At 59.9% G+C, this 23,527-nt stretch carries 18 protein-coding genes and 1 pseudogene; 11 read left to right on the top strand and 8 right to left on the bottom strand.

The genetic code is table 11. The features are described 5' to 3' along the window. Positions 1-164: 164 nt before the first annotated feature. The 9 genes and pseudogenes from tssB to AC07VG_RS00250 all read left to right on the top strand — a co-directional run. A pseudogene (tssB, locus tag AC07VG_RS00290) lies at positions 165-731 on the top strand (type VI secretion system contractile sheath small subunit); the annotation flags it as partial. A 163-nt stretch (positions 732-894) separates the two neighbouring features. After that, entirely contained in the window at positions 895-2,526 is a 1,632-nt protein-coding gene (tssC, locus tag AC07VG_RS00285; protein ID WP_495020242.1) for a type VI secretion system contractile sheath large subunit, read from the top strand. A 71-nt stretch (positions 2,527-2,597) separates the two neighbouring features. Continuing rightward, positions 2,598-3,098, top strand: a complete 501-nt coding sequence (locus tag AC07VG_RS00280) for an Hcp family type VI secretion system effector (protein ID WP_100943178.1) — start codon at positions 2,598-2,600, stop codon at positions 3,096-3,098. A gap of 30 nt (positions 3,099-3,128) precedes the next feature. Beyond that, positions 3,129-3,548 carry a type VI secretion system baseplate subunit TssE gene (gene tssE, locus AC07VG_RS00275; protein WP_495000839.1) on the top strand — a complete coding sequence of 140 codons (420 nt, stop codon included), beginning with the start codon at positions 3,129-3,131 and terminating at the stop codon, positions 3,546-3,548. After that, the gene (tssF, locus tag AC07VG_RS00270) at positions 3,541-5,340 is read left to right on the top strand and encodes a type VI secretion system baseplate subunit TssF (protein WP_495000838.1); all 1,800 of its coding nucleotides are present in this window, start codon (positions 3,541-3,543) and stop codon (positions 5,338-5,340) included. Before tssE ends, tssF begins: the two co-directional genes overlap by 8 nt. Continuing rightward, positions 5,304-6,338, top strand: coding sequence for a type VI secretion system baseplate subunit TssG (gene tssG, locus AC07VG_RS00265; protein ID WP_495020241.1), 1,035 nt, complete (start codon positions 5,304-5,306; stop codon positions 6,336-6,338). The genes tssF and tssG overlap by 37 nt, the downstream gene beginning before the upstream one ends. A gap of 1 nt (position 6,339) precedes the next feature. Then, complete coding sequence (gene tssH / locus AC07VG_RS00260; RefSeq protein ID WP_495020455.1) at positions 6,340-8,886, top strand: type VI secretion system ATPase TssH; 2,547 nt, start codon at positions 6,340-6,342, stop codon at positions 8,884-8,886. Positions 8,887-8,921: 35 nt separating this feature from the next. Beyond that, positions 8,922-10,928 carry a type VI secretion system Vgr family protein gene (locus AC07VG_RS00255; RefSeq protein ID WP_495000836.1) on the top strand — a complete coding sequence of 669 codons (2,007 nt, stop codon included), beginning with the start codon at positions 8,922-8,924 and terminating at the stop codon, positions 10,926-10,928. A 9-nt stretch (positions 10,929-10,937) separates the two neighbouring features. After that, positions 10,938-11,483: a toxin-antitoxin system YwqK family antitoxin gene (locus tag AC07VG_RS00250; protein WP_495000835.1), complete on the top strand. Its 546-nt coding sequence runs from the start codon at positions 10,938-10,940 to the stop codon at positions 11,481-11,483. Here the strand turns inward: AC07VG_RS00250 and AC07VG_RS00245 are convergent, their stop codons facing one another. The 8 genes from AC07VG_RS00245 to AC07VG_RS00210 form a co-directional block, all read right to left on the bottom strand. Then, positions 11,484-11,879, bottom strand: coding sequence for a DUF4280 domain-containing protein (locus AC07VG_RS00245; protein ID WP_495000834.1), 396 nt, complete (start codon positions 11,877-11,879; stop codon positions 11,484-11,486). A gap of 90 nt (positions 11,880-11,969) precedes the next feature. Beyond that, positions 11,970-12,326, bottom strand: a complete 357-nt coding sequence (locus AC07VG_RS00240) for a DUF1640 domain-containing protein (protein WP_495020240.1) — start codon at positions 12,324-12,326, stop codon at positions 11,970-11,972. 298 nt (positions 12,327-12,624) lie between these two features. After that, positions 12,625-14,625 (bottom strand): peptidase U32 family protein, encoded by a 2,001-nt coding sequence (locus AC07VG_RS00235; RefSeq protein ID WP_495020239.1) that lies wholly within the window; start codon positions 14,623-14,625, stop codon positions 12,625-12,627. A 121-nt stretch (positions 14,626-14,746) separates the two neighbouring features. Then, positions 14,747-15,127 (bottom strand): RidA family protein, encoded by a 381-nt coding sequence (locus AC07VG_RS00230; protein WP_495000831.1) that lies wholly within the window; start codon positions 15,125-15,127, stop codon positions 14,747-14,749. 72 nt (positions 15,128-15,199) lie between these two features. Further along, positions 15,200-16,255, bottom strand: coding sequence for a sulfotransferase family protein (locus AC07VG_RS00225; protein WP_495000830.1), 1,056 nt, complete (start codon positions 16,253-16,255; stop codon positions 15,200-15,202). A 71-nt stretch (positions 16,256-16,326) separates the two neighbouring features. Continuing rightward, positions 16,327-18,003, bottom strand: coding sequence for a bifunctional sulfate adenylyltransferase/adenylylsulfate kinase (locus AC07VG_RS00220; RefSeq protein ID WP_495000829.1), 1,677 nt, complete (start codon positions 18,001-18,003; stop codon positions 16,327-16,329). Positions 18,004-18,315: 312 nt separating this feature from the next. After that, entirely contained in the window at positions 18,316-19,593 is a 1,278-nt protein-coding gene (locus AC07VG_RS00215) for an MFS transporter (RefSeq protein ID WP_495000828.1), read from the bottom strand. Between the two features lie 104 nt (positions 19,594-19,697). After that, a complete protein-coding gene (locus AC07VG_RS00210) occupies positions 19,698-20,852 on the bottom strand; it encodes an acyl-CoA dehydrogenase family protein (RefSeq protein WP_495020238.1) in 1,155 nt (384 codons plus the stop codon). A gap of 337 nt (positions 20,853-21,189) precedes the next feature. Here AC07VG_RS00210 and AC07VG_RS00205 point away from each other — a divergent pair, with 337 nt between their 5' ends. Together AC07VG_RS00205 and AC07VG_RS00200 are read left to right on the top strand one after the other, a co-directional pair. Beyond that, the gene (locus AC07VG_RS00205; protein WP_495000826.1) at positions 21,190-21,975 is read left to right on the top strand and encodes an enoyl-CoA hydratase; all 786 of its coding nucleotides are present in this window, start codon (positions 21,190-21,192) and stop codon (positions 21,973-21,975) included. A gap of 2 nt (positions 21,976-21,977) precedes the next feature. After that, positions 21,978-23,507, top strand: coding sequence for a 3-hydroxyacyl-CoA dehydrogenase (locus tag AC07VG_RS00200; RefSeq protein WP_495000825.1), 1,530 nt, complete (start codon positions 21,978-21,980; stop codon positions 23,505-23,507). Positions 23,508-23,527: the final 20 nt, after the last annotated feature.

Genomic DNA, 23,527 nt, shown 5'->3' with positions numbered 1-23,527 from the left:
TCAAACATAGGTTTTGCCAGATATTTCTTGCTTGTCTTATAGACCTCTTCTAAGGTTTTGGACAGTCGATTTTCCTACAGAAAATTCGCACTCAAGCCGTCGGAAAAGGTTTATACCACCAGGAGCGCGTTGCCGTTCGGTAGGCGCGCCAGAAGGAGAAGGGCATGGCCGCTAATCAGGAAAGCAAGCAAAAGTACTTGGGTCGTAACCGCCCGCCGCGTGTGCAAATTACTTATGACGTCGAGATCGGTAACGCCTTCACCAAAGAAGAGCTGCCGCTGGTGGTGGGCATCCTCTCCGACCTCTCGGGCAACAACCAGTCGAAGACCGCCGACCCACTGGCTTCGCGCGGGTTTGTCGAGATCGACCGGGACAGCTTCGATACGGTGTTGAGCCGGATCAACCCGCAGCAAAAATTCAAGGTAGCGAATCTCATCGATCCAAACAGCGACGGTCTGTGGGCCGCGCTGTCTTTCAAGAGCATCGACGATTTCAGCCCGGAAAATATCGTTTCCCAGATTGATGGGCTGAAGGACCTCTACAACAAGCGTCAGAAGCTGCAGGATCTGCTGATCAAGCTCGACGGCAATGACGATCTGGACCAGAGCCTGATTGCCAGGCTGCACGATGACGCCGCGGTTCTGGCCTTCAAGAACGACCTGCAAAAGGCCCTCGCTGCGCCAGTAACGGCCCCCGCAGCCGATGTCGATCCTGCCAAGGCTGACCCTGCAACGGTTGTGGATCCGGTCAAAGCTGATCCGGCGGCGATTGTCGACCCGGTCAAGACCGACCCCGCAGCGCCTCCTGTGGACCCGAACAATCCCGTGCCCCCTGCGCCGGTTGTCGACCCTGCCAAATCCTAGTTGATCAGCTCCCCTCCATGGAGGAACCGCGATGCCTACCAATGACCCAGCTTTGACGCCCGCAACTACACCGGCAGCGGACGCGCCCGCACCCACGGCCGATCAAACAGCTCAAACCCCACTGCTTGAGAGTATCGTCCAGGCGATGATTCTGGGTGCCAAGGATGGCGTCCAGAAGAAGTATGCCCAGCAGATGCTCAGCGTCTTCGCCGACGAAGTGGGCGAAAAAAACGTCCAGGCCGACAAGAACATGCTGACCACCATCAGCAAACGGATCGCCGATCTCGACACGCTGATCAACGCCCAGCTCAACCTGGTGCTCCACGACCCGTCGTTCCAGGCCCTGGAAGCGTCCTGGCGTGGTTTGCACCAACTGGTGATGAACACCGAAACGGGCGAGTCCCTGAAATTGCGCCTGCTCAACGTCACCAAGGACGAATTGCAGAAGGACCTGGAGAAGGCCATCGACTTCGACCAGAGCGTACTGTTCAAAAAGGTCTACGAGGAAGAGTACGGCACCCTCGGCGGCAGCCCGTTCAGCCTGCTGATGGGCGACTACGAGTTCGGTCGCAACAGTGTCGATGTGAAGATGCTCACCAATCTGTCGGGTGTTGCGGCGGCGGCCCATGCGCCGTTTATCACGGCGGCCAGTCCGAAGCTGTTCGACCTCAAGACCTTCGCTGACCTGGGCGTGCCCCGCGACCTGAGCAAGGTCTTCGAAAGCGGCGCACTGATCGAGTGGAACGCGTTTCGCAAGACCGAGGACTCGCGCTATGTCGCCATGGTCCTGCCGCATTACCTGTCACGCCTGCCGTACGACCCGCTGAACAATCCGGTACCGGGGATGTCGACCTTTGTCGAGGACGTCAACACCACCGATGGGGCCGCGGCAGCAGCGGCGGCTATTGCAGCCGTTTCGGCGGCCAAAGCCTCTGGTGTGCAGCCTGAAAGCGCCGATGTCGATGCGCAGAAGATGGTCGAGCCCGACTCGGATAAGTTCCTCTGGGGCAACGCCGCCTGGCTGCTGACCCAGCGCATCACCGACGCCTTTGCGCATTACCGCTGGTGCGCCGCGATTCGCGGAACGGAAGGCGGTGGTACGGTCAGCGATTTGCCGGTGTACCAGTTCAATACCCAGGTCGGCGACCTGGCGATCAAGTGCCCCACCGAAGTGGCGATCACCGATCGCCGGGAAAAGGAACTCGACTCGCTGGGCTTCATCGCCCTGTGCCATCGCAAGAACAGCAATGTCGCGGTGTTTTTCGGTGGCCAGACCACCAACAAACCGCAGACCTACAACACCTTCGAGGCCAACGCGAACGCACGGATCTCCGGCATGCTGCCGTACATCCTGGCGGCCTCGCGCTTTGCCCATTACCTGAAGGTGATCTTGCGCGACAAGGTCGGCAGCTTCGCGACTCGCGACAACGTGCAGACCTACCTCAACAACTGGATCGCCGACTACGTGCTGATCAACGACAACGCCCCTCAGGAAATCAAGGCGCAGTACCCACTGCGTGAAGCCCGGGTGGATGTCAGCGATGTGCCTGGACGTCCCGGCAGCTACACCGCCACGGTGTTCTTGCGACCGCACTTCCAGCTCGAGGAGCTGACGGCTTCGATCCGCCTGGTCGCCGCGTTGCCGGCACCTGCCGCGGCCTGATCCATGCCATGCAGCCCGCCGTGACCCGGCGGGCCCTCCATTTCTGCTAGTCGTGCAAGGAATAACACCCCATGGATGCAATTATTCTCGACCTGGGCACCACGATCAAAGGCGACTCCCTGCTGGAAGGTTATGCCGACAAGATCGAAGTCATGTCCTACAGCCACAACGTGGCCATGCAAGTCACCAACGACGTCAGCAACTCGGAGCGTACCTCCGGCAAGCCGCATATCGGTGAGTTCACCCTGACCAAATTCGTCGACTCCGCCACCCCGAGCATCAATGAGTACTGCTGCGGCGGCAAGCCGATCGCCGAGGTCAAGGTCACCGTCGGCCGTAACGCCGCCGAGAGCAACGGCCAACTGATGCCATTCATTATCTACACCCTGACCAACGTGGTGGTCTCCAACGTCAGCGTCAGCGGCGGTGCCGGTGGCAAGCCGGTGGAAACCCTGTCGCTGAACTTCACCAAGATCAAATGGGAGCTGACCGCACAGAAAGACGACGGCACCAAGGAAGGCACGGCAGCCTCCACTTGGGACCTGGCGGCGAACAAACTCATCAAGGGTTGATCGCCTGTTTTCATCCGGCTGGAGATTTTCATGCGTGTTGCGCTGTTCGACCTCCTGGCGGGGGACACGGAGGACTACTTCGATGCCCATGATCCGCTGCGGATCGTCGAGTCCATTCGCCTTGAGCTGGAGCGCCTGCTCAATACTCGGCGCTCCGAACGGGTTCATGGGTTCGCCCCGACCATCATCGACTACGGGATGAGCGACTGGAGCACCCTGTATGCCGACCGCGAAGAGGATCATCACGTTCTGATTCGCGATATACGGGGTGCCATTACCCGTTTCGAACCGCGCCTGGCGCTGGAAGACGTCGATGTACAGGCGCTGCCGGGGCAACGTACCCGCATGACGGTGCGGGTGATGGGGCATGTCCGGGGCCTGGAAGCGGCTCCGAACATGTCGTTCGTCATGGAGCTGGGTGAAAGCGGCTTCGAGGTCAGGCATGAGTGATTCGATTGATGCCCGGCTGTTGGACTACTACCAGCGCGAGCTGACCTGGCTGCACCGCGCCAGCAGCGACTTCGTCAAGAACCATCCGCCCCTGGCCAAGAGTCTGAAGCTATCGTCCAGTGGCTCCCAGGACCCCCATGTCGAACGCCTGATCGAAAGCTTCGCCTTGCTCGCGGCGCGTTTGCAACGCCGTCTCGACGATGGTTACTCCGAATTCAGCGACGCTTTGCTGGAACAGCTGTATCCGATGGCGCTGCGGCCGATGCCGTCCTGCGCCATCGTGCAGTTCGGCCCGGACCCGAGCAAAGGCAGCCTGGCTGCCGGCTACCACCTGCCGCGTGGCACGCAGGTGTTCAAGGCTCCGGAGAAAGACCAACTCGACAGTCTGTATTTCCGCACCTGCGCCGATGTCACCCTATGGCCCCTGGAGGTCCAGGACGCCAGCCTGATCGAAGGCAGCGCCGCGCAGTTGCTCACCGGGATCACCAACGCCGAGGCGGCACTGCGCCTGGTGTTGAAATGCAATAGTGGAAAACCCTGGTCCGAATTGCCGATCCAGAACGTGCGCATTCACCTGGCGGGGCCCGCGGGCAATCGTTCCCAACTTTATGATCTGCTGGCCGCCCATAGCCTGGATATTGTCTGCGGCTTGCCCGGCAGCGTCGGACAGCCGCTCGGTGTCCGGCCATTACCGGCCGGCTATGACGATACCCAGCGGCTGTTGCCGGAGGAAGATGGCGTACACCCCGGGTTGCACTTGTTGGTGGAGTATTTTGCCTTCCCGGAGAAGTTTGCCTTTTTCGATCTCGCGCTGAAGGTCCCGCCACAGACCATGGATCTGCTTGAGGTCTATGTCGCCTTCGACCGAGCTCCCGAAAGCCGTATCAGCCTGCAACGCGAAGATATCGCCCTGGGCTGCACGCCGGTCATCAACCTGTTTGCCCGTACCGCCGAAACCCTGCGCCCGGACGGTACGCAAAGCGAGTATCGCCTGGTGGCTGATTCGCACCGTGACAACAGTGTCGAAATCCACAGCATCCGCAAACTGGTGGCCGGTACCGCCAAAGGTTACCAGAGCGTGCCGCCGTACTATGGCTACCAGCATGGGCAAGGGCATGACGGCCTGTTCTGGCACGCCAGGCGGATCAGCGCCCCCGGCCACTCGCGGGCCGGCACCGACATGATCCTGAGCCTGGTGGACAGCCAGTTCCAGCCCCGCTCTGCATCGCCCGACGAAACCTTTACCGCGCAGGTCTGGTGCACCAACCGGCATATGGCGCAAAACCTGTTGACCGGTAGCGCCTTGAAGTTCGAACGCAGCGGTCCGGTGGCCAGCATTGCCTTGCTGAGAAGCCCCACGCCGCAATCGCTGCCCGACCTGGAAGGGGCTTCACGCTGGCGCCTGATCTCGCAACTCAACCTCAATCATCTGTCGCTGACGGAAGGCCCCCATGCCCTGGAGGCCCTCAAGGAAATGCTGATTCTGCATAACCTGCGCGACGAACCCTCGGCTCGCTTGCAGATCAATGGCATTCTCTCGCTGAAAACCGAACGGGTTGTCGGCCGTGTCGGCAAGGATGCCTGGCGCGGCTGGCGCAACGGTCTGGAGGTTCATCTGGAGCTGGATCCGAGCAAGTTTTCCGGCAGCAGCCGGGTGCTGTTCTCCGGTGTGCTGGCGCACTTTTTCGCGCTGTATGCCAATGCCAACTGTTTTGTTCGCACCGTGCTGGTAGAGGGCGATAAGGAGATCAAGCAATGGAGTCCGAGCAGCAACCCCATCCTGGCTCTCTAGGCGCGCTGCTGCGCCAGGTACCCCAGCGTTTCGAATTGCTGCAAGCGTTGCTGATTCTGGAGCGCGAGCAGCACAATGCCGATTCACTGGGCACCGGTAGCGACCCCGAGCGAGAGGTGGTGCGCCTGCGCGGTCCGCTGTTGCCGGAGTTCGCGCCGAGCGAGATCAGCAGCCTGCGCCTGGTTCCCAATGCGCTCACGTCCGGGTCCCGGCTGACCTTGCACACCCAGGTGTTTGGCCTGGGTGGCCCGGACGGTCCGTTGCCCTATGCCTATCAGGAATGGTTGCAGCAGAGGGCCCGCAACCGCGATCACGGCACTGTCGCGTTTCTCGATCTGTTCCAGCACCGCTTGCTGAGCCTGATGTATCGGGTACAACAGCGCCAGCGAGTGGCCTTGCCTTACCGCAAGCCGGCCCACAGCCCGGTGTACGAGCAGCTGCGCGCCTTGTGCGGTCTGTCATCCAGCTCCGTGGAGCAGGTGACTGTGCTGCCGGAAAGAGCCCTGATTGCCCGTGCCGGACTGCTGGCCAACCGGCGGCGATCCCTGGCCGGGTTTCAAAACCTGCTCAGGCACTACTTCGATCTGCCCGTGCAACTGCACGGCTACCAGGGGGGCTGGCAACAGATTGCTTCCAGCGACCAGAGCGTGTTGGGCCGCCAGGGCCGTAACCTGACCCTGGGTCGCAACGCCTTGTGCGGTACACGGGTCTGGGATGAGCATGCCGGCATTCATATCCGCCTCGGCCCGCAGACGCCCAAAATGGCCGAGCGTTTCATGCCGCGCCAGGAGGCTCATCGGCAGTTGGCGGCGCTGGTGGCGTTCTATTTCGGTGCGCAGCTGCGGTGTACGGTGTCCGTGCACGTGACCAGCAGCGCGATATTGACGATTGGCCACAAGCAACCTACCGCACTGGGTCAGGGGACCCGACTGAACCATGTAGCGCGTACGGGGGATTTCCGGATCGACCTGCGTTTGCACGAAGAGGGAAGTGCCTGAGATGGAAATCGCCGTGCTGATCTCACGCTTGAACCACCAGTGCCGCGACGCCATGGAACGGGCCGCCCAGCGCAGTTGGCAGCGTAACCAGCACTTTGTCGAAATCGAACACCTGATGCTGGAACTGTTGGAGATCGAAGGCGGTGACCTGGCTTGCCTGCTGCCGGCGCTGGGCTTGGAGCGCGACCGCCTGGCGAGTGAGATCAATCTGGCCCTGGAGCTGTTCAAGACCGGCAACACCCGCACACCGACGCTGTCCAAACAGTTGCTGTCCCTGATCGAGGACGCCGTGGTCCAGGCCAGCGTGTTCGGCGCCACCGGTGTGCGCTCCGGGCTGCTGTTACTGGCGCTGCTTGACCGTGACGAGTATCGGGCCCTGCTGCAAGGCAGCATTCCGTCATTACTCGGTATTGCCCGCGATCCGTTGCGCACTCAGTTCATCGCCTTGACCGAGCACTCCTGCGAAACCGGCCTGCCTGCCCGCCCCGGGAAAGCTTCGTCGCGAGCCGGCGGTGCTGACGCTTCATTGCTTGAGCAATACACCCAGGACCTGACGGAGGACGCCCGCCAGGGGCGCATCGACCCGATCATCGGGCGCGATGCGGAGATCCGCCAGTGCATCGACATCCTCCTGCGCCGTCGGCAGAACAACCCGATCCTGGTAGGCGCTCCCGGGGTCGGCAAAACTGCCGTGGTCGAGGGCCTGGCGCTGCGCATTGCCCAGGGTGATGTGCCGCCACCGTTGCAGGAAGTCAGCTTGCGAGTACTGGACCTGGGACTGCTGCAAGCCGGAGCCGGGGTCAAGGGGGAGTTCGAACAGCGCCTCAAGGGCGTGATCGAAGGCGTCCGTAATGCCGCCGGCAAGATCATCCTGTTTATCGACGAGGCCCATACGCTGATCGGTGCCGGCGCCGCTGAAGGGCAAAACGATGCGGCCAATCTGCTCAAGCCGGCGTTGGCCCGTGGTGAACTACGGACACTGGCCGCCACCACCTGGCTTGAGTACAAGAAATACTTCGAGAAAGACCCGGCACTGACGCGACGCTTCCAGCTGGTCCAGGTCGAGGAACCGGACGAACAGACCGCTGTGCAGATGTTACGCGCCGTGGCCGGCAAGCTGGAGCAGCACCATGGTGTCGAAGTGCTGGACGCGGCGATCCAGGATGCGGTGAAACTCAGCCAGCGCTACATCTCCGGGCGGCAACTGCCGGACAAGGCCATCAGCGTGCTCGACACCGCCTGTGCCCGGGTCGCGCTGGCCCAGCACGACGTACCACCGGCCCTGGAAAGCCTGCGGCATCGCCAGGCGGCGACGCTCGACGAACTGCAACGCCTGCGCCGCGAACAAGCCATCGGGCATGATCATGACCAGCGCATCCGGCCGCTCGAACTGCAGGAGCATGAGGACCGCCAGGCCATCGTCGAACTGGAAACCCGTTGGCACAAGGAGCGTGAGGCGGTGACCGAGTTGCTCAGGGCTCGTCGCGAAATGCTCACGCTCAACGAACGTGTCGATCCGAACCATGATGATGAGGAACTGGACAACCGCCTTGAACAACTGGCGAACGAGCTGGTGCGCCTGGAAAGCGGCCTGAACGCGATTCGCGAGGACGATCCGCTGGTCCCGGAACAGGTCGACTCGAAAGTCGTCGCCGCGGTGATTGCTGCCTGGACCGGCATTCCGCAAGGCAAGGTGCTTGCCGACGAAGCCTATGCCTTGCGCACCCTGGCCGAACGCCTCGGCCAGCGGGTGATGGGGCAGGGACCGGCCCTCGGGGCCATCGCCCAACGACTGCAAGCCTATCGCGCCGGTCTCACCGACCCGCAAAAGCCGGTCGGGGTGTTCCTGCTGCTGGGGCCCACCGGCGTGGGCAAGACCGAAACCGCCTATGCCCTGGCCGATGCGTTGTACGGTGGCGAGCGCAACCTGATCAGCATCAACCTCTCCGAATACCAGGAAGCCCATACCGTCAGCCAGCTCAAGGGCGCGCCGCCGGGCTACGTCGGTTATGGCAGCGGCGGCGTGCTGACCGAAGCGGTGCGGCGCAAGCCCTACAGCGTGGTCTTGCTCGACGAAATCGAAAAAGCCCATCCGGACGTGCTCGAAGCCTTCTACAACGTGTTCGACAAAGGCCTTATGGAAGACGGCAGCGGCCTGGTGGTCGACTTCAAGAACACCGTGATGCTGGCGACCAGTAACGTCGGCGCCGAGCTGATTCTCGACGGCACCGCCGAGCAAGCAACCGCCGAGGCCTTCAACCAACAGTTGCACACTGTGCTGTTGCAAGCGTTTCGCCCGGCCTTTCTGGCGCGCATGACCGTGGTACCGTATCGCGCCCTTGATGAGGCGACCCTGGAAGGGATTGTCCTGGCCAAGCTGGAGAAGCTGCGCGCGCGTTACCTGGCGGCCACCGGCAAGCGTTTCGACTACGACGACGGCATCGTCAAGGCCGTGCTGGCCCGTTGCAGTACAGCCGGCGCGCGGGATGTGGAACATGTACTGATGGAGCAGGTGGCAGGGCAACTGGCGCAATGGGTGCTGGAATGAACACAGGTAGTCAAAGATGATCTTCAAGGAAAACCATGCCCCGTCCCACTGATACCAACACCACGCTGTCATTGAGCGGTGCGGTCATGGCACCGTTGTTCCCCGAAACCCTGAGCGGTGAAGAGTCCCTGAATCAGCTAAGCGAGTTCAGCGTCACCGGCTACACCACCGAGATATTAGCCATGGCCAGCGCCGTGGCCACCCATGTGACCCTGACCCTGCATAACGACGCGCAACAGCGTGCCGTGGATGGGCTTTGTGCGCAGATTCGCCAGTTACCGGCCGATGCCACCGCCGAGCGTTATAGTCTGCAATTGCGCCCCTGGCTTTGGTGGTTGACCCTGGCCAGCAACAACCGGGTGTACCAGAACCTGCCCACCAGCGACATCGTCACCAGTATCTTCAAGGCCCATGGTTTCAGCGATTACGAGTTGAAGCTTTCCGGCAGCTACGAACCGCGCGAATACTGCATCCAGTACGGCGAAACCGATTTCGCCTTTGTCTGCCGGTTGCTGGAGGAGGAGGGTATCTTCTGGTTTTTCAGCCATGCCGAAGGACGGCATACCCTGATACTGGCGGACAGCAACAGCGCCTTTGCCGCCTGCCCGAATGGTGCCAGCATCGCCTATCTCGGCCAGCAGATCGGCAATCGGGAATTGCAGGGCATTCGTTCGGCGCAAATCAGCCAACAAGCGGTGTCCGGGGTCTACAGTGCCACCGACTATCAGTTCGTCACCCCCACCACTTCGTTGTATGGCCGGGCCGAAGCCGAGTCGGGGCCGCTGTCGGTCTATGAGCACCCCGGTGGCTACACCGCCAAGGCGCGGGGCGATGCCCTGGGTAAACAGCGTATGGACGCCTTGCGTACCCAGGCGCAACGGCTGATCGGTGAAAGCGATTGCCGCTGGTTGCAACCCGGCTATACCTTCACCCTGACTGGGCATGACGACAAGGCCGTGAACATCGAATGGCTGCTGACCTCGGTCAGCCATGAGGCCAGCCACAAACACTACCGCAATCGCTTCGAGGCGATTCCCAAGAGCGTCAACTACCGCCCCCTGCGCCTGACCCCGAAGCCGACCATGCATACCCAGACCGCCAGGGTGGTGGGCAAGGACGGTGAGGACATCTGGACCGACGAGTATGGACGGATAAAGATCCAGTTCACCTGGGACCGACAGGGCGAAAAGAACGAGAACAGTTCGTGCTGGGTCCGTGTCGCCCAGGGCTGGACCGGCAAGGGCTTCGGCATGCAGTTTATTCCGCGTATCGGCCAGGAAGTGGTGGTGACCTTTATCGACGGCGACCCGGACCGACCGCTGGTCACTGCCTGTATCTACAACGGCGAAAACACGCTGCCGTATGCCTTGCCGGCGAACCAGACCCAGTCCGGGATCAAGACCCAGTCCTCCAAGGGCGGAGGGGGCTTCAACGAACTGCGTTTCGAAGACAAGAAAGACGGCGAGGAAGTCTTTCTCCAGGCACAGAAGGATCTCAAGTTCAATGTACTCAACGACACCACCGCCACCGTTGGCCATGACGAAACCCTCACGGTGCAGAACGCCCGGACACGTACAGTCAAGGAAGGCGATGAAACCGTCACCCTGGAAAAGGGCAAACGTACAGTGACCCTGCAGACCGGCAGCGACACCCTCGACGTCAAGGGTGATCGCACGCTCAAGGTCGGTGGCGACCAGACCCACACCACCAGTGGCAACTACAGCCACACGGTGAGCGGTAACTACCAACTGACCGTGGACGGAAACCTGACCATCAAGGTGACCGGCACTTTGACCTTGCAAAGTGCCGGCGACTTCACTGCCAAGAGCGACGCCAATCTCAGTGCCAAGGCCGGTATGGCCCTGAGCAACCAGGCCGGAACAGCCTTGAGCAACAAGGCCGGGACGTCATTGGAAAACAAGGCTGGCACCACGCTGACCAACGACGCCGGCGTCAGCCTGATGAACAAGGGGGGGGCCGAGCAGACCGTGGACGGCGGCGCGATGCTGACCATCAAGGGCGGCCTGGTCAAGGTCAATTGAGGAAGGCATATGGACAAACCAGCCAAGGTGGAAGTCGTCAGCGGCGACAGCCAGCTCAACGCCACCCTGATCGGCGGCCAGTTGGAAGGCCCGGCGCGGGTGACCGAGAGTGGTCGCCCGCAGGCGGTGCTCAGTTATAGCCAGGGAACGCTGGAGGGGCCGATGGTCATTTATCACCCCAACGGCCAACCTTCGGCGCGGCTGAATTTTCGCAAGAACAAACTCGACGGTCAGGCGCTGTTCCATAACCCGCAAGGCGCCTTGATCCGCGAAGCGCAGTACCGCGCAGGATTGCTGCACGGGCAGGTCCTCAGTTACTTCGAAGACGGCACGCTGGCGTCTCGCGAACACTATCAGCAGGGACAATTGCAGGGGCTTTACCAGCGGTTCCATGGCAATGGCCAACTGGCGGCGCGCATTGAATATGACAAGGGCCAGCCATTGGACGGCGCGCAATCCTATGCCGCGGATGGGCGTCCGCTGGATGAGTCGGGAAAACCCATGGCGCGTTGGAAGGCCTGGTGGTTGAAATGGCGGCAGCCGCCCGATGCCTGATCAGGGAATCAGCATCTGCACCTGGCCCGGGAAGACGATCTTGATCACCCCGGCCCAGTTGCACATCAACGTGCTGTTGGCATCCAGCGCCGGCATCGGCCCCAGCAGCATGGTCGGTGCGCCGCCAGGTATCCACGGGGCAACGGTCACGGGAATACAGGGCATCGGCACGAGCACCCCGAGTGCCGCCGCCGTAGCAGCCACCACCATGGGGTTGGCCAGGCTCTGGCACATGCCGAAGGGCATGATGTTGACCAGCGGAATATGGTCCATCAGGTTGGCCGCGGGCATACCGGACACCAGGGTGCGGTTCTGCGGCAGCACGTTGAGCACACCAGGCGCCAGACCGAAGGTGCATTGCAGGGTGGCGCCGGAACAGACTTGGGGACAGCCCATGTAAAACCCCCTATGACGGATGCCGAGTATAGGTTCGTGGGTTTGCACACAACAAGCGCACAAACCCGAAACAATAAAGGCAAGGAAGAGTCAGGCTGATCTGGCCAGCAGCTCAAGGCCCATTTTCAAGATCGGTACCGCGACGCAGATGAAGATAAGGCCGAACTGCCATCGCAGGATTTTGTTCTGCGATTCCAATCCCGAAATGGACGAGCGAAGATCGGCACCTTGCTCCTTGATCAGAGCCCGCAGTTCCACGCCTTGCTCCCTGATGGCTGACCCCAGCTGCGAGATGGACGCGTTCAGGTGCGTCTCGGTTTGCAGCACGTCAGATTTTGACGCGAGATTTTCCACATCGGCCTCCCAGGCATCTACAACTGCCTTGGCCTTGTTCGCCGGAATGGTGGCAGCGGTCAGTGCGTCGTATAAGGTAAGCGATAGTTTCATCATGCCTCCTGCAATTGACAAGTGACCGGAGACATCCTCATGACGGCGGCCCCAAGGGGTTATAGCCATCATCAACATAGCCGTCCTGGCCGAGTGCTGTGAACAACAGCGATCCTGTCCATATGCTCGACTAAACCTGCCGGGAGAGATAGTCGGACATTTCTTGGAGGTACGTAGGCTAGAGAGTCGCATGAGGACGCATTCAGGAACGCCCCCGAACAGATGTTGTACTGCATGACTCAAGCGCCTGAAAACGGGGCGCTTTTGCTCCCCGTTCCGGTGTCAGGCACTCATGCACTCAGTGCGGCGCACGATGAATCGTCTTGAGCAGATCTTCAGGACTGATATGACCGACGACTTGCTGCACGCCGCTGCCCGGTAGCGGCAGATCAAGGATATGGCCCTTGATCTTGCCGACTACGTGCATCTCGCAAGGCTTGCAGTCGAACTTCAGCGTCAGCACTTCATCACCATGGATCAATTGCATCGGCGCGACCTTGGTGCGCACGCCAGTCACACCCTTGGCCTGCTTGGGGCAGAGGTTGAAGGAGAAGCGCAGGCAGTGCTTGGTGATCATCACCGGCACTTCGCCGGTCTCCTCGTGCGCCTCGAAGGCCGCATCGATCAGCTTGACGCCATGGCGGTGATAAAAGTCGCGGGCCTTCTGGTTGTAGACGTTGGCCAGGAACGACAGGTGCGAGTCCGGGTACACCGGCGGCGGCGTGGTCTCGGCCTTGCGGCCGCCGCGTGGGTGCGCGGCAATACGAGCCACGGTCAGCGCTTCGATCACTTCGCGGCGCAAGGTCTTGAGCTGCGAATTAGGGATGAAATACGCCTGCGGCGCATCCAGCTTGACACTCGTGGCGTGGTACTGAGTGGTGCCCAGTTGACCGAGCAGATCCTGCAGTTGCTCCAGGGCCTGTTCCGGTTTGTTGGCCAGGCCGAACGGACCGTCCAGGGCGACGCTGGCACTGATGCCTTCTTCGCTGCTAGCGGTCAGTTCCAGGCAATCCTCGCGCAGACGGGCGACCCAGGAAAGACCAATCCGGCGCTCAGCGGAGGTCTTGAGCAGGGCCTGTTGCCAGTTGTGGTCCAGGTTACGGTTCAGCGGGTGGTTCGGCCGCAGGCTGTGCAACCCTGCGGGCATTTCATTGGGCTCGACGCGGTAGCGGTAGCGTTTCTCGCCGTCGACCTCAAACTCGCCCTTGGCCTCGGCGATATTGGCGCGGAAGCCCACCACCTCGCGTTTGACCTGCACATTGAGCCCGTCGCCATTGGACAGCGGCTCATGGGTCAGCACCAGCATATCGCGCTTGCCGACTTTCTCTACCGTACCCACCGGCAAGCCGGTGAAGGTTGGCGTGTCGAAGGCGCCAATATCGATCTTGCGGTCGCTGACAAAGTAGTCGGTGCTGCCGCGATGGAAGGTTTTTTCCGGATCGGGGAGGAAGAAGTGCGCGGTACGGCCGCTGGAAGCACGAGCCAGGTCCGGGCGGTCTTCGAGGACATCGTCCAGGCGTTGGCGGTAGTAGGCCGTGATGTTCTTCACATAGCCCATGTCCTTGTAGCGCCCCTCGATCTTGAACGAGCGTACGCCGGCCTCCACCAGGGCGCGAATATTGGCGCTCTGGTTGTTGTCTTTCATCGACAGCAGGTGTTTTTCAAAGGCAACCACACGGCCCTGATCATCTTTCAGGGTGTAGGGCAGGCGGCACGCCTGGGAACAGTCGCCACGGTTGGCGCTACGGCCATTCTGCGCGTGGGAGATATTGCACTGGCCGGAGAACGCCACGCATAGCGCGCCGTGGATAAAGAACTCGATTGCCGCATCGGTCTCATCGGCGATGGCGCGGATCTCTTGCAGGTTCAGCTCACGGGCCAGTACCAGTTGCGAGAAGCCGGCCTGGTCAAGGAACTTCGCCCGCGCCAGGGTACGGATATCGGTCTGGGTGCTGGCATGCAGCTCGATCGGCGGGATATCCAGCTCCATCACGCCCAGGTCCTGGACGATCAGCGCGTCGACGCCGGCATCGTAGAGCTGATGGATCAGCTTGCGCGCCGGCTCCAGCTCGTTGTCGTGCAGGATCGTATTGAGGGTGGTGAACACCCGCGCATGGTAACGCCGGGCGAACTCCACCAATTCGGCGATATCGCTCACCTCGTTGCAGGCGTTGTGGCGCGCGCCGAAGCTTGGGCCACCGATATACACCGCATCCGCACCATGCAGGATGGCTTCGCGGGCAATGGCCACGTCGCGGGCGGGGCTGAGCAATTCCAGGTGATGCTTGGGTAGGGACATGTTTTTTAGTCAGGCTTCACGGTCAAGGCGTGCATTGTAGCGGCGAAATGCCTGACCGGCACTCGTATACTGCCGATCGGCGACCGCGCGCGGAGCGGGATCGCCAGCCAGGGCCGCGGACTCAGCCCTTGGCGGCCATCGCGGTGACTTCCACGCGCATGCCTTCAACCGCCAGGGCGGCCACGCCTACGGCGGCGCGCACTGGCCAGGGCTTGGCGAAGAAGCGTTTGTAGACTTCGTTGAAAGCAGGGCGGTCGGCGATATCGGTGAGGTAGATGGTCAGGTGCAGAACCCGGTCCATGGAACTGCCGGCGCGCTCCAGCGCCACCTTGAGCGCCTGCAGGGTGCATTCGCTCTGCAGGGTGATGTCGCCCAGCTCCAGGCTGCCGTCGGCGTGGGTGGGGATCTGAGTGGAGACCAGCAGGCCGCCGAAACCGGCAACGTCGGAGGAGATGGAGTCCGCGTCGGGATCGGGGAGGAAGGCGATGTCGTGATTGGCCATGAAGATCTCTTGCTTGAGGTGGGATAGGCGGATTATGCCGACTTGCTCGGCCACTCCGCCATCCGCCTGGCGTTATCGACTTCGTTCAAGCCGGCTGCGCACCGAGGTCAGGTAGTCCACACGGTATTGGCGCAAAATGTAGTCTTGGAAATTCTCCTGTTCCAAGTCTTTCCAGGCAAATTTCTTGGCGTCACCCGAGCGTTCGGTGGCGTCCACCAACATGTGCGTGTCAAAGGCGAAATTGGCCTCGGTCATGGGTTCATAGCCATATCGCAACATGAACTCCTTCGCCAGGGTCTCGATAATTTCGATCTCCCGGGTTTTCAGTTGCCCTTTGAATTTATCAATATTTGTGGTGATCGGCGAAAAGCAGTTGGATGACCAAAGCGCCGACATTTTTGAAATCTGCCTGGCCTCCTGCGACTCGGAGATATCGAGCATTTTATCGAGAAATTCAATGTCGAAAAAATTGCAGATCTGCCTGAGCGTAGTTTCTTCATCCAGCAGAAAGTCTTCATAGCGGATGGTCAATACGCGCTCTGGGTAGCGCTCGATCAAGGATTGCGCCGCGCGATGCGCCGCCACCCATGTTTGTGCATTGATCAAGGTATCAAAGTCATGAATGATCGCGCGATTCATCGAGGCGACCTGAGCCCGCGGGTCTCGTACAACATTGAGCAGCAGCATCTGCGGGAAAAGCTCCATGAGCTCATGGGCGTAGTGCACATCGTCGAGAGATTTGTCCATCACCACGCTGGCTTCATGCTGTTCAGCGGCGCATAGCAGCAGCTCCCAGGCAATTCGATGCACGCTGCGCGGCTCGTGGCGGACTCTCTCGAAAATATCGACCGGATCGAAGGCGCTACCCGGCCATTTGACAACGCTTGCTGCCTGCAGGCCGACAACATCGACCACCATGCGAAAATAAGCATTGTCATCGGCAATATCACCGTACAGGGGGACAATCGGCATGAAGTCAGCGAGGTGCAGTGGATAAGGTGAATAGAACTGTGGATTAAGATTGAGCCGTAGCCGCAATGCGTGACTGCCGCAGCGCCGCAACGGGATCATCAATACGGGCCGCGGACGCGCGTTACCTTGGGTCACAGGTTTTTGAGTGACGTTCACATGGTTCTCCTTTGAACACGGCAAGCTCAACAGACGGGGAAGGTATTGAACTGACACAACACTTTTGCGGTTCAGGATTCATGAAGGAGAGAGGCGGGGACATAGCCTAGCTCGACCAAGGTGGAAATGATCAACTCCACTGCCTGGGCCGCACTGAAGCAGGCGGTATCAATACGTAAGTCAGGACACAGTGGTGCTTCGTAGGGCGCGTCAATACCGGTCATTCCCGGTAGCTTCCCGGCCCGCGCTTTGGCATACAACCCCTTTCGGTCACGCTTCTCACAGACGTCCAAATCCGCAGCTATGTAGATCTCGAAAAAGGCCGTCTTGTGTGACATGGCCAACTCTCGACAGACCTGGCGTGTGCTCGCATAGGGGGAAATACACGCGCATATTGCAACACCACCGGCTCGGGCGATTTCGGTCGCCACAAAACCAATGCGCTCGATATTGGCCTCACGGTCCTCTTTTGAAAATCCGAGTCCCCTGGAAAGGCTATGCCGGACAACATCGCCATCCAGCAAGCTGATGGTTCGTCTACCGTCTTCGCGCAAGCGCACGGCAACGCCATTGGCAATCGTCGATTTGCCGGCGCCAGACAGTCCTGTAAAGAACAGCACAAAACCTTGTTGTTGTTTCGGACGATATGACTGACGCAGTTCGGCGACGATATCGGGGGTACTGAACCAGTCGGGAATTTCGGCGCCGCTGGCCAGTTTTTCTCTCACGGCGGTTCCCGACAAGCTCAGCACGGTGGCGCCCGCTGGCACCTCTGAGGCAGCGACATAACGCCGCTCCTCTTTGAGATATAACATTTCCTCAAAGGCAAGAATGTTCAGGCCGATTTCTTGCGCATGGGCCAACGCCAGCTCCTGGGCCGCATAAGGGGAGTAAAACGCGTTGCCGTGCTTGTCGTTGCCGGGGCCGGCGTGATCACGCCCAACGATAAAATGCGTCGCACCGAAGTTCTTGCGAATCAGGGCGTGCCAAACGGCTTCGCGGGGACCGCCCATGCGCATGGCCAGCGGCAGTAATGACAGCAAGACGGCATCGGCGGCATAAGACTTCAAGGCATGTTTGTAACACCTGACACGGGTGTAATAATCGATGTCATCCGGTTTGGTCAGCCCTACCACCGGCTGTAGCAACAACGCCGCATTGGCCTGTTTCATGGCGCGAAGGGTCAATTCGACATGGGCACAATGCATCGGATTACGTGTTTGAAAGGCAACGACTGCCTCCCAGCCACGACGAGCTATTTCATGTTTGACTTGCTTGGGGGACAAGCGCAAATCAGCAAAATCGTAATGCGTCACCGATTCAATTTTTTTAATGACGCCGCCGACATTAAACGCATGTTGACGATACAAGGCTGCCACACCGGGATGGCCCTGGTCCTGGGTGCCGAAAACCTGCAGCGCCTCGATGTGATGGTCCGGTTGATAGATTGAGTCAATGGCCAGCACGGCCAATGTGACGCCTTCCGGATCACGTAGCGCCAGCTCTCCACCGGGTGCTAGCTGATCAGCCAATGCTTGCGGGATGTCCAAGGTGATGGGCATTGGCCAAAGGGCACCCGAGCTCAGTCTCATGTGGTGAACAACGCTGAGATAATCTTCTACGCCGAGGAAACCCGTCAGTGGCGAAAAGGCCTCGTTAGCCAGCAGCTCCAGGTCACAGAGTTGTCTTGCGGATAGCACCCAGAAAGGCAGGGAGGACACGTTATGTTTTTCTGTGTAGTTCTCCACAATAAAGCGCCCCTCTGTATTCGATTCGACCCAGTTTAGAGCGCACCAAAATCAGGATGCGCGCACAATAAAATCAAAGAGTTGAATGCGAATTAACGGCGCTTTTCGAAAAATTCTTGGGGGTGAGCAAGCTCGATTGCTTCAGCGTCCTTGCGCATGCTTTCATTTCCTTATATGGATATAGCGTTATGTATGCCGAAGTAAAGAATGATATCAAAGCGCTGTCAATGCCGGGTATAGAACAAAACGGACTTGATGTTTTTTATTCTGGGTATTAACACCGGCTGGACGCGACTGACTGATCGCCGGCCCTCACTCATTCTGTGGATCGAACAGCTTGTCCTTGATAAGCAGGGCGGGAATCACTCCGCAGATAAAATACGCGGCGCCCATCACCAGGAAGCCCATCCCGATGGATACCTGAGTCGCCAGGAAACCGATCGCCGCCGGGGCGATGGCCGCGCCGATCCGGCCAATATTGTAGGCACCGCCTACGGCGCTTCCACGGTACTTCGCTTCAAAACTCTCAGTCATGTAGGTGGCGTTGACGCCGTAGGGAATGCCATACAGGAAGCCAAAGACAACCAGCATCCAGAGGATCTGATCGGGGCTGTGATAGATAACGATCACCGGAAGGAAGACCGCGGTTCCCAGTGCACCGAATGAAAATACGCAGCGCCGGCCCAACCAGTCGGAGGCCACGCCGGCAAGGACTTTACCGAAAATCATGGCCGCGTATGTCCCGACCAGGTAAGCGGTCATGGCTTTGAAGTTCAGGCCCATTTCCGTTTCGAGGTAGGAGGGCAGCCAGTTGTTGACGCCGTAGTAGCCAAATTGCAGGAAACCCGCCGTCAGTGCCCAGAGTGTGAACATCCTGCGCGCCTTGGCGTCGGCAAGGATTTGCTTGAAGACACCTTGCGCCGGGACACGTTTACCGGGGCCGGATACGCCATGATCGCGGCTCGACTTACTGGCCCTGGCCGCAACCCACGCCGCCGGTTCAGGGACCAGCCGCTGCATCAGGATCGCCAGGATCACTGGAACGATTGCCACGTAGAACAGGCATCTCCAGCCATAGTCAGGTAACAGCCATCCAGCCAACAAGGTCGCAACGATGTAGCCCACCGACCAACCGGCTTGCAGCGTTCCCAGCACGGTGGTGCGATAACGTGTGGGAACGTATTCGGCCATCAGCGTATTACACGCGACGTACAGCGCGCCCAGCCCAAGGGAGGCGACAAATCGGGCAATGGCGAATTGCGCATAGCTGTGGGTGAGCCCCAGCAGCGCCGTACCCAGCGAGAACAGGGTGATGGTCCAGACCACCGTACGCACACGTCCGAACTTGTCACAGGCCCAGCCGCCGTAAATACCGCCCAATGCCATGCCCGCCAGTGTCACGCTACCCAGGCTGCCGGCCTGGACGTTGGTCAGGCCGAACTCGGCTTTCAGACTGGTCAGGCTATAGGACAGCAGCATCAGGTCGGCGCCATCGATCAGCAGGCCGAGAAAACAGAATACGAAAACGATGATCCAGGTATTACTACGCTCAAGCGCTGCCGCACGCGCCGGGTATGCCGTGTTGTCCATTCGGGGTGACCTATTGTAGTTATTTGAAAGGCACTCTCGCGGCCTGGACCAGGCGAGAGCTAAACGAATGAGTGTGCTCGGTGCCTATCCTTGACTCGCTCGGGTCAGGAAGATGCCTCGCGGATCATGTTGCGGGCGATGACGATCTGCTGGATTTGCGTGGTGCCTTCATAGATGCGGAACAAGCGTACATCCCGGTAGAAACGCTCGATCGCGTACTCACTGACATACCCCGCGCCGCCATGGATTTGCACGCAGCGGTCGGCGACCCGGCCGCACATTTCAGTGGCAAACATCTTCGAACAGGAAGCCTCGGTGCTGACGTTAAGGCCTTCGTCACGCTTGCGAGCGGCATCAAGCACCATGCATTTCGCCGCGTAAATCTCCGCCTTGCTGTCGGCCAGCATCGCCTGAATCAACTGGAACTCAGCGATGGGTTGACCAAACTGTTTGCGCTCAAGGGCGTATTGCAGCGCATCGGCGAGCATTCGTTCCGCGGCGCCAACGCTTAAAGCCGCAATATGAAGCCGCCCCTTATCCAAGACCTTCATGGCGGTCTTGAAGCCGACGCCCTCTACACCACCTATCAGTTGGCTGGCTGGAACCCGCACATCTTCGAAGATCACATCGCAGGTATGGGCGCCTTTCTGGCCCATCTTGTGATCGGGTTTACCCAACGACAGCCCCGCTGTTTCCCGCTCGACAATAAAGGCGCTGATACCGCCGGCGCCTTTGATTTCCGCGCTGGTCCTGGCCATCACCGTGTAGATACCGGCTTCCGGGGCATTGGTGATAAAACGCTTGGTGCCACGGATCACGTAATGATCGCCGTCGCGTACCGCGAAGGTCTTCAGCGAAGCGGCATCCGATCCTGCATCCGGCTCAGTGAGACAGAAGGAGGAAAGCAGTTCACCGCTGGCAAGCCTTGGCAGATAGTCATTTTTCTGCTCGTCGGTACCGTCGAGCAGAATGCCAATCGAGCCAATCCCATTGTTGGTTCCGATGTAGGAACGAAATGCTGGAGAGGTGCGTCCCAGCTCGAAGGCAATGGAGACTTCTTCCTCCATGGTTACTCCCAGGCCACCGTACTCCTCAGGAATGGTCAGGCCGAAAAGCCCCATCTCACGCATCTGATCGACGATATCGGCCGGTATGGAATCCGTTTCTTCAACCTCGGTTTCTCGTGGAATCAACTCCCCGCTGACAAAAGCGCTGATCGAGTCCAGCAGGATTTGAAGGGTTTCCGCATCGCGGATCATATGCACTCCTCGGGCTCTGGGGCCCGCTTGCCCAACCATTGTGGTTTTGTCCAGAAATGACCCGCGTAACCGCAGTGCCAACCATTGGCCCCGGCTCGCGTCGCTCACCTGTTGCTCAAAAGGTTAAGGCTGAAGCGCGAAGAAAATCAACATAATAAAATTAGATTCCGCACAGCGGTATTTTACAATCATGTAAACGCTCCGGCACGGACGCTGTTCGTTGCTTCGACGCGGCCGTTTTTCCAGTTCCAGGTTTACACGATGGAGTTTTTCGCCCTATTATTTTATCAATCAGTATTAAATACCGCACTGCGAAATAAATTCAATAGGAGCAGGCATGAACACACCAGAGGACGCTCTCGTCCAGGTTGAACGGACACAAAACGGCGTCGCCGTTGTGCGGATCCATCGGCCGGAGTCAAAAAATGCGCTGAATGGGGCGGTTCGCGAGCAGTTGGCGTTGCACTTCAGCGAGTTGGGGCGCGATACCGAGGTTCGCGTCATTGTCCTCACCGGAAGCCCCAGCTGTTTCGTTGCCGGGGCGGATATTCGGGAGTTTGCATCGGCGGGCCCGATCGACATGTATCTGCGCCACACGGAGCGTTTGTGGGAAGCCATCAGCCGTTGTCCCAAGCCTGTGATCGCCGCGGTGAACGGCTTTGCGCTTGGCGGCGGATGTGAGCTTGCCATGCACTGCGACATCATCGTCGCCGGTGAGTCCGCCAGTTTTGCCCAGCCAGAGGTAAAACTCGGCTTGATGCCCGGGGCGGGTGGTACGCAGCGCTTGATTCGCGCCGTTGGAAAATTCCAGGCCATGCGCATCGCCTTGACCGGTTGCCTGGTGAAGGCACCTGAGGCCTTGGCCATGGGCCTGATCAGCGAGCTGGTGAGCGACGAACAAACGCTTCCTCGGGCGATGGAACTGGCGACACAGATCGCCGCGCTGCCACCGTTGGCGGTGGCTCAAATCAAGGAAGTCATGTTGGCCGGCGCCGACCTGTCCCTGGAGAGCGCGCTGACCCTGGAGCGCAAGGCCTTTCAATTGCTGTTTGCGTCCAGGGATCAAAAAGAAGGCGCCTCGGCGTTCCTGGAAAAACGCAAAGCTGAGTTTGTTGGAGCATGAGCATGACGCAAACCCTTCAATCAATGGCCGTCGTCGGCACCGGCGTGATGGGGGCGGGGATTGCCCAGATCGCCGTGCAAGCCGGCCTGCAAGTCGCGCTCTTCGATGCTCGCTCCGGTGCGGCCGCTGCCGCACGCGTGCAACTGGGTGAAACCTTTGAGCAGTTGGTCGGCAAGGGCAAGATCAGTCAGGCGGATGCGACTGCGGCAATGAGCCGGCTGCGTGTCGAGACGGAACTGGTCGCACTCGCCGACTGCGACCTGGTGATTGAAGCCATTATCGAGAAGCTCGACGCCAAGCAAAATCTGCTCAGAGAGCTGGAGACGGTCGTGACGGCAAAGTGCATCCTCGCGACCAACACCTCGTCGTTATCGGTCACCCGTATTGCCAGTGCCTGCCAGCATCCGGAGCGGGTGGCTGGCTTCCACTTCTTCAATCCGGTCCCCTTGATGAAAGTGGTCGAGGTCATCGACGGCCTGGCAACCGACCCGCATATCGGCGACAGGTTGCAGGCACTGGCCACACAGATGGGGCATCGCGGCATTCGTGCCAAGGACACACCTGGCTTCATCATCAACCATGCCGGTCGTGCGTACGGTACCGAGGCGTTGCAGATGCTGAAGGAGGGTGTCGCGGCGCCCGCTGATATCGATCGCATCCTGCGCGAGGGCATGGGCTTTCGAATGGGGCCGTTCGAGCTGTTCGACCTGACCGCCCTGGATGTGTCCCACCCGGTCATTGAGTCGATCTACGGCCAGTTTTATGAGGATCCTCGCTATCGTCCTTCGGCGCAGATGCAGCGGATGCTCGAGGCTGGCTTTGTCGGACGAAAAGTCGGCCGTGGCTTCTATCGTTATGCAAACGGCCAGCTTGCCCAGCCGCGGCCCCGTCAAGAGGTTCCCGCCGTACAGACCATCCCGCCCATTTGGCTGGGGACAGAAACAGAAGAGGACAGAGTCGCGTTGGTGAGCCTGCTGAATCAGCTGGGCGCCGAGGTTGAGTTCGCGGTTCGGCCGTCAGCCCATGCGCTCTGCCTGCTCGCGCCTTACGGTATTGATGCGGCCCAGGCTTCGCTGCAGTTCGATACCGATCCCACTCGCACGTTATGCATCGACCTGTTGGTCGACCTGAAACGACACAGGACGCTGATGCCAACGACCGCAACGGCACCCAGCGTCCTGGCCGCCGGGCACTCATTGTTGGCCAGAGACGGGGTAGGGGTGACAGTCATTCAAGACAGTGTCGGCTTCGTGGCACAGCGGGTCATGGCCATGATCGTCAACCTGGCGGGGGAAATTGTTCAACAGCAAATCACCACGGTCGACGACCTGGAGGAGGGTGTTCGTCGCGGTCTGGGCTATCCACTGGGCCCTTTGACCTGGGGTGATGAGCTGGGCGCCAAGCGAGTGCTACATATCCTCAAGCGGATGGCCGATCTCACCGCGGACCCGCGTTACCGCCCAGGGCTCTGGCTGCGTCGACGAGCCGGGCTTGGTCTGTCTTTGCGGACTCCCGAGCCATCGGTTGGTTGATACTCGATTAAAAATAATTA

The sequence above is a fragment of the Pseudomonas sp. GW821-FHT03C07 genome, assembly GCF_059420925.1.
The sequence above is the reverse complement of the archived record's forward strand: the minus strand, read 5'-3'. Positions and strand labels throughout refer to the sequence as shown.